A 15961-nucleotide genomic window follows, 5' to 3' on the forward strand; every position below is an offset into this window, starting at 1 on the left:
TGGCTGCTTCCGCTGTATCCAGGATTGATCTTCAGCCTGCACGCGCTGTACGAGCGCTGTGTAGAGAGCCCTGCCACTGGCGGACATTGACCCCGTACATCTGGACTCGCAGCCCGATGGCGGCGCCACACATCGGGCGTTTCCGGGGAGCGAAGATACCGCCGCTCCTGGAGTCTCAGCCCTACCGAAATAGGCTGGGAACATGGCAAGCTGGACCGGGTGGATCTCGATGTCGAACTCGCTCTCCGAGCCGAAATCTTCACTGCTCTAGACCGATTGGTCGCGAAGAGGGGTGGCTCGCTCACTCGGAAAGAGCTTTTCAACTTCGAACTCCAAGGAGAGCGCCTTCCGCTCGTCGACGGCCAACGCGGCATCCGCAACCCCGCGTCGTTCTCATCGACACTGTCGATCATGACCACGCCGAACGGCCAGTACGTAGACGAGGTCGTCGGCGAGTCCTTGCACTCCTACGCGTACACGGTCGGCCCGATCAACAAGGGAGACAACGTCAAGCTGCGGCACGCGGTGACCACCAGACTGCCGATGATCTTCCTTCAATGGATCAACGTCGACGAGATCCGGTACGTACCTATCTACCCGGTCTACGCCATCTACGACGATCCCGAGAACAGGCAGATCATCTTGGCGCTCGACGAGAAGTTGCTGGACGTAGGGGACCCGCTGCATTTGTCGCCGGTGGAAAAGCGCTACGCCCAGCGGGTAACCGACCAACGGCTCCATCAGCCGAAATTCCGAAGCCAAGTGCTGATCGCGTACAAGAAGCGGTGCGCCGTCTGCCGCCTGGGCCGACCCGAATTACTCGAAGCTGCGCACATCATCCCTGACAACGCGGCACACGGGGTAGCGGAGATACCAAATGGGTTGAGTCTCTGTCGCATTCACCACTCTGCTTTCGATTCCAATCTTGTCGGATTCTCCCCTGACCTGGAAGTCCATGTCGGTCCGGCTTTGATGGCCGCTGAGAACGAGGGTCCGATCCTGAAGTTCGCACTGAAAGGGATGCACAAAGCCAAGCTCTCAGTCCCGGAAGAGGACCACTATCGCCCCTCGGTAGACGGACTCGCCGAGCGATTCGACGAGTTCTTGTCCGGCAAGCGACCTGCGAGACTCAGGAACCTTGATGTCGCCCGAACGGAACCCGTTCTTTGGGGCGGCGGCAAGTAATCGAACGGTCAGCAGTCCGATCGAATCTGACGGCGTTCAGCGATCACCGACCGAGCGACCGACAGGTTGCCGAGCCGCCTAGCGAGTGTGTCCATCGCGAGAGACTCAGGAAGCGCGGTCGAAAACTTCAGGCCTGCAAGGGCTTGCCGATTCACACGCGGCAGAACCAACGCCCGGCCTGTTCGTAGAGTACCCAGGTCCTCGATGCCGAGCCCGCTACGAATGCGAATCGACTTGTCATCGATCCGTTGGGCGGGCTCGAAGAGATCCGCGAACGAGGCATGGAGGGTGCGGTTGGCCGTAGTGCCTGCCCACGTCCACCATCGGGCGCCTTCATCGTCCGACATCGTGACGATCAAACGGTCAGGCGACACAGCCTGCGAATACGCCCCACGTTCGGCGGCGAGCACTCTCGCCGCGCGATCCGTAACCTGCACTCCGGGCACTTCCTCTCCCAGAAGTACTGCTCGCATTCCCCGCGCCAATTCATACGACCAGTCCGACGCGGTTCCCGACCACTTCGCCCTGCCGCCGTCGCCGACCTCCACGACCCAACACCGTCGACGCCGCCAATCGATGTTCTGCACCTGCCACGACCGTCCGGCCAGCAACAACACCGTGGCCCCGTCGCGACGTTCGGCGAGCAATTCTGTTCCGACGGTACCTATTTCGTCGTTGCCCGCGAAGACTACGAACTCGGGTGGTGCGCTGAAAACCGCCGTCAGGTCCGAGAAGTAACGGTGACCGAAGCGTCGTTCTGCTTCGGGACCGATGATCAGATAGTTCCCGTCGCGAACCAAGAAGCCCGCTCGAAGGAGATGTTCGAGGATGCGCTCGGTGTCATCATCGAATACCGAGAGCGATCCCCACCATCGACTCGCGCTGTCGAATGTCAGCTTGCTCTCTTGGAGGCAGAGAGCCAGAAACTGTTGGGCGACAATGTGTCTCGGAACGGGTGGCGGCGCGACCGGCTCGACCCAGCCGCGGGCCCAGCAATGCAGCATGCCGAACGTCGGCAGGACTTCCTCGCTGTCTATCGCGAGGAACAGGCAGTTGCGAACCGAGCCGGCCCGACGACCGGTGCGACCCAGTCGCTGCAGAAACGATGCGACCGTTCGAGGCGGTCCGACCTGAATCACCCTGTCCAGATCGCCGATATCGATACCGAGCTCGAGGGTCGACGTCGCGACGATGACGGTGTCACGAGAGTCCGCGAACGCCGCTTCGGACCGCCGACGTTCGGCTGCAGACAACGAGGAATGACACAGGTAGGTTTCAACACCCACGTCGAGGAGCGCGGCACCCAACTCCTCGGCTCGTCGCCGACTGTCGACGAACACCAGTCGCTTCTCGCCACGATGCAATGCGGCAATGACCCTGGCGGCGTTCGGGATCGAACCGACATAGTCCGCTTCTACCTCTGGCTGTGCCAGCGGACGCTCAGGTACTGGTTCGACGACGGCCCGCGGTCGGTCCGTGCTACTACCTTGGAGCCACTCGACCATCTCCGCCGGATTCCCGACTGTTGCCGACAAACCGATCCGCTGTGGAGGACGTTTCGCGAGGCGCGACAATCGCTCCATCACTGCGAGCAGATGCCAACCGCGGTCGTCGCCAGCGAAGGAATGCACTTCATCGACAACGACAACCCGCAGATCGGCGAAGAAGGCAGTGGCGTCGGTTCTGGTCGAGACGAGAACCGCTTCGAGCGACTCAGGTGTGGTCAAAAGGATGTCTGGACGGCTCCCCACGATTCGCTGTCGCTCCGGCTGGCTGACATCGCCGTGCCACACCGCGGCCGTACGGCCCAACCAAGCCGCGTACTCCAGAACTCGGGGGCCGAGATTGTTCAGCAACGCGCGAAGCGGACACACGTAGAGGATCGAAACCCCGTGCCAATCCTCGTGTGCCATACGCGAAAGTAGCGGAAAGACAACAGCCTCCGTCTTTCCTCCCGCTGTCGGTGCCACGACCACCAGATCCTGACCGGACAGCACGGGCGCGATCGCCGCTGTCTGCGACTCGCGCAACCCATCCCACCGGAGCGTGTTCACGATGTGGTGTCGCACACCCGGATGAAGCAGAGAGAACGCCTCGTCAGCGCTATCGGCGGTCATAGGTCCAGCTGCACGTCATTCGCGCTCACCGCGGCCTTCTCCGCCTCATCCATCTCGGACTCCGAGATCTGGACCTCATAGTCGTGCATCGGATCGAACGCTTCGAACTGGTCGATCTTGTCGAGCACGTCGACCAGTTTGCGCAGGAAGAGCCGTGGCGCGATCCCCACCTGCTTTCCCAAACGCCCTGCCACGGCGGACGCCAGCTGCTTGATGAAGGCATCCGTGGCAACTGAGCGAACCCGCTCGGTATTGTCCGCACCTGTCGCGTACAACTCCCGCACCCGGGTGCCGAGTTCGACCAGCTTCGCCAAATCGAAGGCAGTCAATCGCAGCTGAGGCGCGCGCACATTATCGAAGCGCGGATCCGACGAGAAGTCGGTGTGCAGTCGTTCCGCGAGTGGTGGCAGCAGTCGAATGCCCTGTTGTCCATCGAACAACGGCGGTGTCCCCGTCACCAGAAGGTAGAGGCCTGGGTACTCGCCCTTGTGGACTTCGTCGATGAATTGTCGGAGGGTGTTGAGCGCCTTCAGCCGGATGTCGGAACGCATCCGCTGAACCGTCTCGACCTCGTCGAGCACCAGAACAAGCCCTGGGTGCCCAGCGTCCTTCAAAACGGCAAGGAGCCCACGAAAGAAGCTCGGTGCGAGTTCGTTGGTCAGGTCGCCGCGAATGTTGGCTTGCCGCTTGATCGTTGCCGCCACGTTCGGTTGGCCGCCGATCCATGCCACCATCGCATCGGCGCCCGTGCGGTCTTCGGCGTCGCTCATCCTTCGGTATGCCCGGATGGCCAAGGGAAAGATCGGCGCCTTGTCGCTCACCGCGGCAAGGCGGCGATCGATCAGTACGTCGACCTCTACCCCCTGCTCGTCGGCTTCTTCGTGGACGGTGTGCAGCCATGCGTCCAGGAGCTTTCGAAGGGCACTCGGCTGCACGCTCGCCATGCGCAACGATTCGATCGCGCGTCGGTAGACCGAATCCAGCTTGTAGAGCGGGGTGTCCGACTCGTTGATCTGGACTTCGGCGACTGCGTAGCCCATCTTCAGCGCACGGTCGCCGATCCATCGCGAGAAGAACGTCTTTCCCGACCCGTACTCACCGCGAACGGCCTTGAACACCGAACCGCCCTGGGCGAGATTGCCGAGGTCCTGGGCGACTCCCATATCGAATTTCTCGAGCCCGACCGCCAATTGGTCGAGCCCGTTCGCCGGGACGGTTCCGACCCGGAGCGCGTCGAGGATCTCGCGGCGCCTCCTGTTCGACACCTGGCTCATCGGCTCAACCCGAACTGCTCGACCATCGCACCCTTATCCAGGCGCACCACATCGTTGCTCCCGAGGATCAACACCTCGTACCCCTCCACATCGAGAATCTTCTGCACTTGAGTCAGAGCGCCGGTTGCCCGACCCAGCGGGACATCCAGCAGAGCCGCGGCCTGGATGCGAGTCACCTCGAGGAACCGCGTATTCAGGAGCGCTCCGACCAGTTGACCGATCTTCGCATCAGGCACCGACACACGGCCGGCAAGTCGCCGTTGAAGGGTGAATATCTCGCTGTTCAACAGCTCGGCGACCAGCGGGTGTTCCGGTGACGGAACCTCGACCGGAGCATTGTCCGGCACGTCGGTCGAAACCTCGGGTACAACCGCGTCGCGATCTCCCAGATCCCGCGAGGTCGGCTCCCGTCCATCACGCACGTCAGGCAACGGCAATGCCTCGAGCGACCGGTCCGGAGCTCCGAACGCTTCGACGAGAATCGCGATCAGTTCGTGTCCCACACCTGCGCCGAGCTGAATAGACTGGCTACTCTTCCGCTTTGACGCACGGTTGGTCGATCCGAAGGTACTGAGGTGCAACAACGGCGAACCGTCGGTGTCGACGATGATCTTCCACTCACATTCGACCTGGTCCTCGGCTTTGTGCGGCCTGATCTGTTGCAGGCTCGGAAGTACCTTCGAAATACGCGCCATCGCGGCCTACACCCCCATCACGTGACTCGGTCGTCAGGTGCGAGCAACGTTACCGTCGCCAGGTCGCCTGATCTCGGACGACGTCACCGTACCGGTTGGCGCTCAACGATCGACAGAACTCTGCATGGCGGACTCGGACGGCTCCACCGTGGTTGGTGGCATGGAACCAGGGACCCTGAGTGTTCCTGACTGTCTTCGGATCGAAAGACTCTGCAGGAGTAAATATTTCGGCGCAATCTGACTGCCGAACGATGTGCCGCACAAGTTCAGCGGAATAGAGCGCTAGTCGCCCTGTCTGACGATCTTGTCGTATTCGAAGTCGGCCGGGAGTTCCGGGATGCCGCCCACCAACGGAATTGGATTTTCCGGCCATACTCGCACGGACATGCTCTGCACCACTTCACGCATGTAGGGAGCGATATCTCGAAGCGCCTGGTTGACGATGCGCTTGATCCCGGACCGATCGAGCGTGCCGATGAACTCGGCAGTGTCCGTCACATTGCCGCGTCTGGGAGCGCGCTCTCCGGGGGGAACGATGGCAACTTCGTAGATTGCCGCGATGTCAGCCTCGACCGCGCGCGGATGGTCGTCTCTCGCGAGCAGCTTGACCGCGACCACGACGCGGCTCTCAGGTTCAGCACCCACGTTGATGGTGACTGAGCCCTCTTCGGCTACCCAGTCCGGCAACACACCCGCTTCCCAACGCTCGACATGGATGGACCGGGTTTCGACGCGATCCAGCCGGATGGCGAAACGAAGATCCGACAGCTCGACGCGCCGACCTCGGCCCTCAACGGATATGGTGCGGTCATCGCTCACAGCGCGGCAGCTTCTTGATCGACCATCCAATCATCGGAGGAAGTCTCAGCGAGAGCGCTGTCCGGAATGAAGCCGCCGACGCCGAGAGCCCCTGCCCGCATACGGGTGTGCCACACGAATTCCTCGCCCACCTCGGGCAACCTGGACAGTTCCCGCGCCTCCATCGGTTCAGCACGCAATGTGAGCGCGGCGCCAACCGCGTGGGCGTACCGCAATACGACATCGAACGTGGGGTTGCTGGTCTCGATGTCCACCTCGAACCGGCTGATCCCGGAGCGATTGATCCCGATCGCGTCGGCCACCTTCGCCTGCGAAATGCCCCGATGCACTCGGATACCGATGAGGTCGTTGAACAGGCGGCGCCGTGCCTGCGTCAACTCCATCGCATTTCTGATGTTGTCGTCGCCGGTCAGATCCAGCGGCTCGGACTGCTTCCGCCATGGCCTCATGTGTTGCACTGTAGCGCAACAGGTAGGTGAGGAAGCTCACTTGTGACTTATTTGGGACCACGCGGAAACGGGGCCCAACAGTAGCCCTGGCTGCGGAAATAGGTCTTCAGGAAGCGCATCGCCTGCGTGATGTGCTGACGCTGTCGGCTGCGATTCTGGACGACACTCAGCTTGGCCCGCTTGCTGTCACGCAGTGCCACGCCGACGACGAGTGCGCGGTGGTTGATCGGCTCACCGAAGTAGAGGCGCCACTGAGTGCCCCTCTTGCCACCCGCTTTCAGCTCGCCGGGTTGCGTCCAATAGCGTGGTGTACGGCCCGACCATCGGACCAGGTCCGAGCGTGTCGTAGCCGGAAATAGGGAGGTCACCGCGTGACCCTTGAAGAGACCGCCAAAGTCACTTGAAGGAGAAACCACGCGATGACCTCTGTCCAGCGTATCGACCCGAACAAGCCCTTCGACGCTCAACTCGCCGCGGCCAGCCCTGATCTGCTGCGAGAAATGCTGTCCAGCTTCGTCCACACGATCATGAACGCCGAAGCCGACACCCTCTGCGGGGCCGACTACGGCCAACGCAGCGACGACCGCGTCACCTCCCGAAACGGATACCGCCACCGCGACTTCGACACCCGAGTCGGGACCATGGACGTCGCGATCCCCAAACTCCGGTCGGGCACCTACTTCCCCGACTGGCTGCTCGAGCGCCGCAAACGCGCCGAACGAGTATTGACCAGCGTCGTCGCGACCTGCTATCTGCTCGGTGTCTCGACCCGACGGATGGAGAAACTCGTCGAATCCCTCGGTGTCACACAGCTTTCCAAGTCCCAGGTCTCGATCATGGCCGCTGATCTGGATGCCCAAGTCGAAGCGTTCCGCACCCGACCGCTCGATCAAGGGCCTTACACGTTCGTCGCCGCGGACGCGTTGGTGCTGAAAGTCCGCGAGAACGGGCGCGTGGTCAACGTCCACGCTCTGGTCGCGACCGGAGTCAATGCCGATGGCTTCCGCGAGATCTTGGGCTTGCAAGTAACTTCGGGTGAAGACGGCGCCGGCTGGTTGGCGTTCTTCCGCGACCTCGTCGCGCGAGGTTTGTCCGGGGTCGAGCTGGTGACCTCGGACGCTCACGCGGGCCTGGTGGCCGCGATCGGGGCGACGTTGCCGGGGGCGTCGTGGCAGCGGTGCCGCACCCACTACACCGTGAACTTGATGTCGATCACTCCGAAGACGTCGTGGCCCTGGGTTCGGACTTTGTTGCATTCGGTGTTCGATCAAGCTGACCCTGAATCGGTTGCCGCGCAATATGATCGGATGCTCGATGCATTGACCGAGAAGCTGCCCAGAGTGGCCGCTCATCTTGATGCGGCGCGCGCGGATCTGCTCGCGTTCACCGCGTTCCCGAAACAGATCTGGCGTCAGATCTGGTCGAACAACCCTCAAGAGCGGTTGAACAAGGAGATCCGTCGCCGCACCGATGTCGTCGGGATCTTCCCGGATCGGACCGCGATCATCCGTTTGGTCGGGGCGGTGTTGGCCGAGCAACACGACGAGTGGATCGAAGGCCGCCGCTACCTCGGCTTGGATGTTCTTGCCCGGTCGCGCGGGGTCGGCGAGCTGGCTGACGCGCAGGAGGGAGACGGTGTTGAAGCGTTGACTGCCTGACCAACTGCGGTCACGCGGGGATCATCCCGTTACACCACGCATTTGGACTTGACCGCTCGCCGAGCCACGGCGCGTCAGGCTCCCCACTCGGTGCAAACTCGAGCGGACACCGATAGTCCACAGGCGAACGGTATCCACTCGCTCCGAGACCGCCCTGCTCCGACTCTTCGATCTGACCCTGGAGGTTGCCGTAGGCAAACGGGTCAGAGGCCCGGAGCTGCGCTAGCCCGGCATCCGCGTCTGGTGTGTGCTGCCACGTGCACCGACCGCGAACGACCCTGTCGCCGTGGGGATATGTGCTGTCCTCAGATTTCACTCTGCCCCTTCGAGCACGTGGCGAATACAGGTTGCCCGCCACCGAATACTACCGGTTCTGCTGTACGCCAAGGCCGTTCGCCGCCCTCACGAACAGCACGACAAGTCATCGCCGATATTCCCCAGTCGGAACAACTCTGGATCAATTGACCAGGTCGGATCAGAATGGAGCAGGCGGTCGAGCGGCAACGAGGCGCGCGTGACTGTTCCCACTCTGGGCACCGACGGCACTCGATGCCAGAAAGTTGCCGAGCTATCGCGACACCGCCGAATGGATTGAGACAGGCCGGTCCGCCTCGACGGCGACCGGGTACCTCGTCCTGGTACGGAATCAACAACCGATGTCGTTCTGACGCACGTTCGCTTGTTGAGATTTACTTGCAGACCCGATCCTCCTGCGCGTTACCGAAAGTGGTACGTCTGTTCACATGTACCTGCGGTGCACTTTTGGTTGTCGTGCACAGTGATTCGGCGAAGTTCTGGCGCGTAGCGGCGGAAGAGGGGACCCTCGGAGGGAGAGATCGCGTTACCCAGGAGCCGCATGACTGTCAGAAGTGACCGTGAAGGTGGCTTGCCCGAGACACTGCCGGCGTTGGAGCAACTGCCGGCTGATGAGGCTCGGGATCTGTTCGAGTTGATGAGGGCCGCAAGTGCGTTCGAGGCGGCCGCGTTGGACAAGTCCATCGATTCGATGGTCTCTGCGTTGCCTCGGCCCTTGCGTCGGGTGACCAAGAAGATCATGTTCGGCGGCAGATGACGGACCTCACTACGCGGGCGCAGTTGATTCTGCTGGCTCGGACGTTGCATGTTCATCCGCAGCGGTTGGATCACCTGCGGTATCTGGGGGCCGATCGGTTGCATGCGTTGCAGCAGCAGATTTCGGGGGTGTTGTTCGATCAGCACACGGAGACGTTTCGGCGGATCAGTGCGCTGGTGCCCTACATTCCGTTGACGATCTCGATTCCGTTGGTGCAGAAGCTGGTTCCGCCGATGATGACGGGGCGGGCGGCGGGGTCGGTGGGGTTGGATCATCCGGGCAAGGCGGCGGAGACGTTGACGATGTTGCAGGCGGGGTACGCGGCCGATTGCGCGCCCTATCTCGATCCGCGGGCCGTCGAGCAGCTGGCCGATCAGATGGCGCCGGAGCCGATCGTCGAGATCGTCAACGAGTTGTTGCGGCGGCGCGATTATGTGACGGCAGGACCGTTCTTGGCTTGTGCCACCACGGAAGTGATCGCCGCTGTCGAGGCGGGCGTGCGTGATGACGCGGGACTGATCTTCTCAGCCGCGTACTCCTATGACGTCGAGGTGCTCAGCGCGGTGGTTCGCCAGCTGCTCGATGGGCCGCACCGGCGGGTTCCGCGGATGACGCAGACGGTGTTGACAGGTTCTCCTGAACTGCAACATGCTGCGCTGTCGGTGTTTTCACGGTGTGCGCCCGATGTGATCCGTCGGGTCGGTGACATCCTGTTCGGGAGTGCGCAGCCCGGTGATGTCGCGCGGCTGGTGCGCACTGCGCTCGCGCTCGGGGCGGTGCCCGAATTCCTCACGCTGATCGGTCATCTCACGCCGTTGGGGCTGTGGACGTTGGTGGGCAATCCGGTGTTCAGTGATCCGGATGTGGGGGTCGACCTGGTCGCGCCGATGGACGGGCGGGGCGATTCGGAGAGTTGGCGTGGGCTTTTCACGTTGATGGCGCGGATGGATGACGATGTCAGGGGCGCTGTGGGGTACGCGCTGGCGTTGCTGTCGGAGACGACGGTGTCGGAGTTGCCCGCTCGGGCGACCGAAACCGGTTGCTGGCCCGCGTTACTCGATCTGGTCGCGGTGTCCGGAGAGCGGGGACAGTCGAGGTTCGGGGCGATCTGGGCGCAGTTGGGGCCGGAGCGGCGGGCATATCTGCATCGGTGCATCACCGAGCTGCGCTACGACACGAGGTTGGCCGAGATCACGGCGCTGGTGGAGCCGGTGGAGGTCGATCTGCTGTTCTATCAGCGTCGGCAGAAGGGGCGGTATCGCAACGGGTGACGCGTGCGGGTGCGACAAATTGGGTACTTCGGACATCGACTGTCGATTTCCAGGAGGACACCCCATGTATCCCGCTCCCGCCCAGCGCCCAGCCACCGGAGGAACGGCGGTGACCGCGGCGATTCTGGCGTTGCTCGGTGGGCTCGCGGCGTTCGGCGGGGTGGTCATGTACGCGGCGAACACGCTGCGCTTCGACTCACCCTGGTTCGGATGGGGGATCGTGCCGGGGTGGACGTCGATCGTGACGGTGCTGTTGCTGGTGATCGACGTGGTCGCCGCGGTCATGCTGCTCGCCGGTGCCGCGCTGATCTTGCGCAGGCGCAAGGCGGGGCCGACACTCGTGATCCTGGGCTGCCTCGGCGAGATCGGCACCTTCGTACTCGGCGGGTTGTCCACCGTGATCCAGCTCCTGGACTACGGACTTCCGTTGAGTCGGCAGCTGGAAGCGATCCTGGGGAATTCGAGCATCAATTTGCTGCTCGGGGCCGACGTCGACATCCACTGGGCGGTTTCGCTGTTCATGATGGTGTTCCCGGTGCTCACCTTCGTGCTGGCGGTGCTGCCGACGACGCGACGCTGGTGCCGAGGTGACGATCGCCGCCCGGCGGGGTTCGGCGCACCCGGGATGCAGCCTTTCCCGATGCCGCAACCCGGCATGCCCCAGGGCCGCGCTTACGGTGCGCCGCAAGGACAGTGGCCGCGACCGCAGGAGGGGTATCGGCCCCGATAGCGGGGGGTTTCGGCTCCGGCGGGGTCAGGACGGTGTACCTGCGCGCGTGAACCGGGTCCCCCACTCCCGCAACTGCGTGACCAGTTCCGGTGGGCCGAGGACCCGGAAGTCGGCTTCCACCTTGCCCAGCAACAGGACCGGCCAGCTGAGGTCGTCGACGGTCAGTTCTATGTGGGTGCGGTTGTCGGGGAGGGCGGTGATCGTGCACCAGCGGCCTACTCGGGCGTGGACGTCGGTGGCGGGGGCCTCGATCTCGGCGGTGACGGTGTAGCCGGAGCGGCGGGCACCGATGGCGTCGCGGACGAAGGTGGCGGCGTCGGGGGCGGGCAGAGTGCGGGGGCGGAAGCGGGTGCCGGTGGTCGCGGAGGCGGTGAGGCGGTCTACGCGGAAGGTACGCCAGTCGTGGCGGGTGAGGTCGTAGGCGACGAGGTACCAGCGCCGGCCCAGGGAGACGAGGCGGTGGGGTTCTACTTCTCGGGTGCTGGTTCGGCCGTCCGCGGCGGTGTAGGTGAAGGTGAGGCGTTCTTCGCGGCGGCAGGTGAGGGCCAGGTCGGTGAGGACGGCGGGGTCCACGTCGGAGAGGGGGACGGCGGTCCAGGCGGTGGATTCGGTCATGGCGCGCAGGGCGTCGACGCGGCGGCGCAGGCGGGTGGGTAGGACGGTGACCAATTTGCCGAGTGCTCGGATCGACGGTTCGGCCAGGCCGTCGCCCGCGCCCTGGGAGCCGGCTTGCAGGCAGACGGTGATGGCGACGGCTTCGTCGTCGTCGAGGACCAGGGGCGGCATGGCGGCGCCCGCGGCCAGTTGGTAGCCGCCGTCGACGCCGGGGCGCGCGTCGACCGGGTAGCCGAGTTCGCGCAGGCGGTCGATGTCGCGGCGCAGGGTGCGGGCCGAAACACGAAGGCGTTCAGCGAGTTCCGTGCCCGGCCAGTAGCGATGAGTCTGCAGCAGTGAGAGCAGTCGGAGGGTGCGTGCGCTCGTATCGGCCATATTTCGATTGTCCCGCAATTGCGGTCAGAAACTGGCCGCAATGGGTTCTACCTTGGATTTCACAACACCGACAAGCAAAGGATCAGCCCATGACCGAGACCTTGATCGACACCGAGCGCACCGACATTCTCGAGATGCTCGCCAAGCACCGGCACTTCCTGCGCTTCACCGTCCGCGACCTGACCGACGAGCAGGCTGGTCTGCGCACGACCGCGAGCGAGCTGTGCCTGGGCGGACTGATCAAGCATGTGGCTGCGGTGGAAGCGAATTGGGCGAGTTTCATCGTCGACGGGCCCGCGGAAGGCCCCGACTTCGAGTCGATGACCGAGGAACAGATCGCACGCTGGGGCGACATCTTCAAGATGCTGCCCGGTGACACGCTCGCCGGTGTACTGGCCGAATACGAGCAGGTTGCCGCGCGAACCGACGAACTCGTGCGCACTCTGCCCGACCTGAACGTGAGTCAGCCGCTGCCCGCGGCGCCGTGGTTCGAGCCCGGCGGGCGCTGGACCGCGCGCCGCACGTTGATGCACATCATGACCGAGACCGCGCAGCACTCCGGCCACGCCGACATCATCCGGGAATCGCTGGATGGTGCGAAGTCGATGGGCTGATTTCCGCGAAGAGGGACTCGGCTGCCGCGCGGTGTTCGGTGGCGGTGGCCGGGTCCGTCAGGTCCAGGATGTCGGCGATGCCCTGGTGGGCTGTTGCTTCCTCGAAGCGGTGGCCGAGTTGTGGTGCCAGGGTGAGGGTTTGGAGGTAGAGGGTGAGGGCTTCTTCTGGGAGGCCGGCCAGACGGCAGGTTTTGGCGTAGCTGTTGAGGAAGTGAATCTTCCAGTGGTCTTCGAAGAGCGCATCGAGCAGCGCGAAGGCCTCGCGGTGACTGGCCAGAGCCTCTTCGTGGCGGCCCATGTCGCGCAGGGCCACGCCGCGGCAGTTCAGGCACCAGGCTTCGTTGTGTTTGTGGCCGTCTTCGCGGGCGAGGGTGAGGGCGCGGTTCAGGTGGGCGAGGGCCTCTTCGGGCTTGTCGGGGGCGATCGCTACGCCAAGGGTGATCTGGGCCTGTTGCGACGGGTGGATGGCGATAGCCTCACGGGCCAGTTCGGCGGCTCGGTCGCGGTGGCCCAACTGGAGGTTGGCCCAGGCTTCGCCGGCGATGGCGTCGGCGGCGCTCGTGGGACAGCCGCTGGTGGTGTAGAGATCGCGGGCTTGGCGGAACAGTTCGAGTGGTTCTTCGATATCGCCTTCGTCCCAACGTAATTGGGCGCAGCGCATCGTCAGTTCCGCGCGCGGCAACGGGTCGCCTGCCTCGGCGACCAACGGTGCGGCGGCGGCGTAGGCGGCAGCCGCCTCGGTCATGCGGCCCGCGTTGTAGCGGGCGAACCCGAGGTCGCTGTGGGCTTCGGCGAGTTGACGTGGGTCGCCGAGATTCTGTGCGGCGGTGAGGGATTGCTCGAACAGCGAGTTGAGATGTGTGGTGCCGCACCGGCGGGCGAAGAACGCGCGCATGAAGCGCGGCAGCTCGCAGACATGGGTGTCGGCGCCCGCCTCGACGGCGGCGTAGAACACGGCCATCAGGTTGGTGTATTCGGAGACGAACCAGAAGAACGCGGGGTCACGGCCGGGGAAGTGCGGCAACTCCGCCGGGGGTGCACCGGCGGAGACGGGTCTGGTCGGCGACAGGAACGGCATGGCGGAATCGGCGGCGGCCGCGGTATGCACGTAGAAGTCGAGGATGCGGTGCAGGGCGCGATCGCGGTCGGCGGGGGTGTCCTTTTCGAAGGTGGCGTGGCGGGCGTGCTGGCGGACCAGGTCGTGCAGGCGGTAGCGGCCGTCGGCGGGTTGCTGGACGAGGTGCGCGTCGAGCAGGTCCTCGAGCATGGTGCGGGCGCTGCGCAGCGAGACGTCGGCCACGGCGGCGGCGACGTAGTCGGTGAACGTGGAGCCGGGGATCAGGCCGAGTAGGCGGAACAGGCGGCGATGATCGCGGTTGAGCTGACGGACCGACATGCCGAAGGCGGTGTCGAATTCGCTTGCGCCCTCGGCCATTCGCTCCACGAGGATGCCGACCGACCAGCCTGGTCGATGCCGAAGCCGGGCGGCGGCCAGGCGCAGCGCCAGGGGTAGGTTGCCGCACAGGCGCAGCACTTCGGCGGCTTGCTCGGGCTCTTTGGCGAGCCTGCCGACGCGCGCGTCGCCACTGGCCCGCACCAGCAGTTCGGCGCTCTCCTCGGGGGTGAGCACGTCGAGGGTCACCGGCGGGACCTCGTCGAGTTCGAGCAGCCGGTTGCGGCTGGTGATGATCGCGACCGACTCCCCCGCACCGGGCAACAGCTGGCTGACCTGGGCGGCATCGGCGACATTGTCGAGCACGACGACAGCGCGCAACCGCGCCAGCTCCGAACGCCAACAGGCCGCGCGCAACTCGACTCCCCCGTCCTGCGGCACCTTCTCCGAGGGAACCTGCAGGGCAGCCAGCAACGCGCGAAGGGCGGCGTCGGGGTCGAGCGGTTGGCGGCCGTCGGTGAAGCCGTGCAGATCCAGATACAGCTGGGCGTCCGGGTACTCGGCGGTGAGCTGGTGCGCGGCGTGCACGGCGAGGGAGGTCTTCCCGACTCCGGCCATGCCGTCGATGGCCACCACCCGGTCGGATCGCACGGCCGCGATCACGTCGGCCAGTGCTTGCTCGCGGCCGGTGAAGTCGGGCACGTCGCGGGGCAGGTCGTTGCGCGGCGGCGGTGGCGCGTCGGCCGGTGGGCTCGGCGGGGCGGGCTGGCGGCTGGTCTTCGGCGGGGCGGGCAGCGGGTTGTTGGCGCGCTCCCACAGGGGACGCAGCGGGCGCGGGTCGCGTTTGACCAGGCGGCACAGCTCCAGCACCGCGGGCCACGGCGGGACCGTCTGGCCGCTGAGGTAGCGCGAGAGCGACGACGAGCTCAAGCCGGTGTCGCGGGCCAGGGCGCGCACACCGCGGCCGGACAGTTCCTGGATCAGGCGCAGCCGCGAGGCGAGCTCGTCCTGCGGGTAGGCCCGTGCCGTCCGCTGTTGCACAACCACCGTGTTCCACTCCGTTTGTCCCGGCCCGAACCAGAAATCTTCCGACTGAGGATCAGGTGGTCAGAGCCGTTTTTCACTGTCCCACAGTGTCCCACAACCATTCTGTCGCGGCGTCCGACGGGGTGCTATCGAGTCACACCGCAAGCAGCGGAGACACCACGAACAAGGAGAACGACATGCAGTCTCGGATGAAGAACCCCGCCATGATCCTCACCGACGCGATGGGCCCGATCCAGCAGGTACTGAAGGCTGTGGAGACCGGCGGCGTCGATGCCGAGATCCTGGAGCTGGTCCACCTGCGAGTGAGCCAGATCAACGGCTGCGCTGCCTGTGTCTACGGCGGCACCACCACCGCACGCAAAGCCGGGGTGAGCGAGCAGCGCCTCGACACCCTCGTCGCCTGGCGGGAGACCCCGTTCTTCAGCGACGAAGAGCGCGCCGCCCTCGAATTGGCCGAGGCCGCCACCCGGATGGCCGACCGTCCCGACGCGGTCACCGACGAGGTCTGGGACACCGCCGCCAGCTACTTCGACGAGAAGCAGCTCGCCTCGATCGTGCTGATGATCGGCGTGACCAACATGTTCAACCGCCTGAATGCCACCACCCGTCAGATCGCCGGCGCCTGGGGCTGACGCTCCCCCTTCGAA

Annotated in this window: 15 protein-coding genes; 7 read left to right on the plus strand and 8 right to left on the minus strand. The window is 64.6% G+C overall.

Annotated elements, in window-relative coordinates:
- Window positions 1–219 precede the first annotated feature (219 nt).
- Window positions 220–1185 carry an HNH endonuclease gene (locus ACWZHB_RS20120; protein ID WP_427903393.1) on the plus strand — a complete coding sequence of 322 codons (966 nt, stop codon included), beginning with the start codon at window positions 220–222 and terminating at the stop codon, window positions 1183–1185.
- An 8-nt stretch (window positions 1186–1193) separates the two neighbouring features.
- Here ACWZHB_RS20120 and ACWZHB_RS20125 read toward each other — a convergent pair whose 3' ends face one another.
- The 6 genes from ACWZHB_RS20125 to ACWZHB_RS20150 all read right to left on the minus strand — a co-directional run bounded on the left by ACWZHB_RS20125 (window position 1194) and on the right by ACWZHB_RS20150 (window position 6907).
- On the minus strand, window positions 1194–3302 hold the full coding sequence (locus ACWZHB_RS20125; protein WP_427903394.1) for a DEAD/DEAH box helicase: 2109 nt from the start codon (window positions 3300–3302) through the stop codon (window positions 1194–1196).
- Window positions 3299–4576 carry a BREX system ATP-binding protein BrxD gene (brxD, locus tag ACWZHB_RS20130; RefSeq protein WP_427903395.1) on the minus strand — a complete coding sequence of 426 codons (1278 nt, stop codon included), beginning with the start codon at window positions 4574–4576 and terminating at the stop codon, window positions 3299–3301. The genes ACWZHB_RS20125 and brxD overlap by 4 nt, the downstream gene beginning before the upstream one ends.
- Window positions 4573–5271 (minus strand): hypothetical protein, encoded by a 699-nt coding sequence (locus tag ACWZHB_RS20135; RefSeq protein ID WP_427903396.1) that lies wholly within the window; start codon window positions 5269–5271, stop codon window positions 4573–4575. Before ACWZHB_RS20135 ends, brxD begins: the two co-directional genes overlap by 4 nt.
- A gap of 282 nt (window positions 5272–5553) precedes the next feature.
- Window positions 5554–6090: a hypothetical protein gene (locus ACWZHB_RS20140; RefSeq protein WP_427903397.1), complete on the minus strand. Its 537-nt coding sequence runs from the start codon at window positions 6088–6090 to the stop codon at window positions 5554–5556.
- Window positions 6087–6539 carry a helix-turn-helix domain-containing protein gene (locus ACWZHB_RS20145; RefSeq protein ID WP_427903398.1) on the minus strand — a complete coding sequence of 151 codons (453 nt, stop codon included), beginning with the start codon at window positions 6537–6539 and terminating at the stop codon, window positions 6087–6089. Before ACWZHB_RS20145 ends, ACWZHB_RS20140 begins: the two co-directional genes overlap by 4 nt.
- 47 nt (window positions 6540–6586) lie before the next feature.
- Window positions 6587–6907 (minus strand): hypothetical protein, encoded by a 321-nt coding sequence (locus ACWZHB_RS20150; RefSeq protein WP_427903399.1) that lies wholly within the window; start codon window positions 6905–6907, stop codon window positions 6587–6589.
- Window positions 6908–6958: 51 nt separating this feature from the next.
- Between ACWZHB_RS20150 and ACWZHB_RS20155 the strand changes: the two genes are divergently transcribed.
- The 4 genes from ACWZHB_RS20155 (at window position 6959) to ACWZHB_RS20170 (ending at window position 11270) form a co-directional block, all read left to right on the plus strand.
- Window positions 6959–8197 carry an IS256 family transposase gene (locus ACWZHB_RS20155; RefSeq protein ID WP_427903400.1) on the plus strand — a complete coding sequence of 413 codons (1239 nt, stop codon included), beginning with the start codon at window positions 6959–6961 and terminating at the stop codon, window positions 8195–8197.
- Between the two features lie 886 nt (window positions 8198–9083).
- Window positions 9084–9269, plus strand: a complete 186-nt coding sequence (locus ACWZHB_RS20160) for a hypothetical protein (protein ID WP_427903401.1) — start codon at window positions 9084–9086, stop codon at window positions 9267–9269.
- Window positions 9266–10540, plus strand: coding sequence for a hypothetical protein (locus ACWZHB_RS20165; protein WP_427903402.1), 1275 nt, complete (start codon window positions 9266–9268; stop codon window positions 10538–10540). The genes ACWZHB_RS20160 and ACWZHB_RS20165 overlap by 4 nt, the downstream gene beginning before the upstream one ends.
- 64 nt (window positions 10541–10604) lie before the next feature.
- Complete coding sequence (locus ACWZHB_RS20170) at window positions 10605–11270, plus strand: hypothetical protein (protein ID WP_427903403.1); 666 nt, start codon at window positions 10605–10607, stop codon at window positions 11268–11270.
- A gap of 24 nt (window positions 11271–11294) precedes the next feature.
- Here the strand turns inward: ACWZHB_RS20170 and ACWZHB_RS20175 are convergent, their stop codons facing one another.
- Window positions 11295–12260 carry a helix-turn-helix transcriptional regulator gene (locus ACWZHB_RS20175; RefSeq protein ID WP_427903404.1) on the minus strand — a complete coding sequence of 322 codons (966 nt, stop codon included), beginning with the start codon at window positions 12258–12260 and terminating at the stop codon, window positions 11295–11297.
- A gap of 89 nt (window positions 12261–12349) precedes the next feature.
- Between ACWZHB_RS20175 and ACWZHB_RS20180 the strand changes: the two genes are divergently transcribed.
- Entirely contained in the window at window positions 12350–12874 is a 525-nt protein-coding gene (locus tag ACWZHB_RS20180) for a DinB family protein (protein WP_427903405.1), read from the plus strand.
- Here the strand turns inward: ACWZHB_RS20180 and ACWZHB_RS20185 are convergent.
- Window positions 12834–15314: a tetratricopeptide repeat protein gene (locus ACWZHB_RS20185; protein WP_427903406.1), complete on the minus strand. Its 2481-nt coding sequence runs from the start codon at window positions 15312–15314 to the stop codon at window positions 12834–12836. The two genes, ACWZHB_RS20180 and ACWZHB_RS20185, sit on opposite strands and share 41 nt — an antisense overlap.
- Window positions 15315–15490: 176 nt before the next feature.
- On the opposite strand from ACWZHB_RS20185, the gene ACWZHB_RS20190 reads away from it, so the two are divergent.
- Window positions 15491–15946: a carboxymuconolactone decarboxylase family protein gene (locus tag ACWZHB_RS20190; protein WP_427903407.1), complete on the plus strand. Its 456-nt coding sequence runs from the start codon at window positions 15491–15493 to the stop codon at window positions 15944–15946.
- Window positions 15947–15961 lie beyond the last annotated feature (15 nt).

This window comes from Nocardia sp. FBN12 (assembly GCF_054031145.1).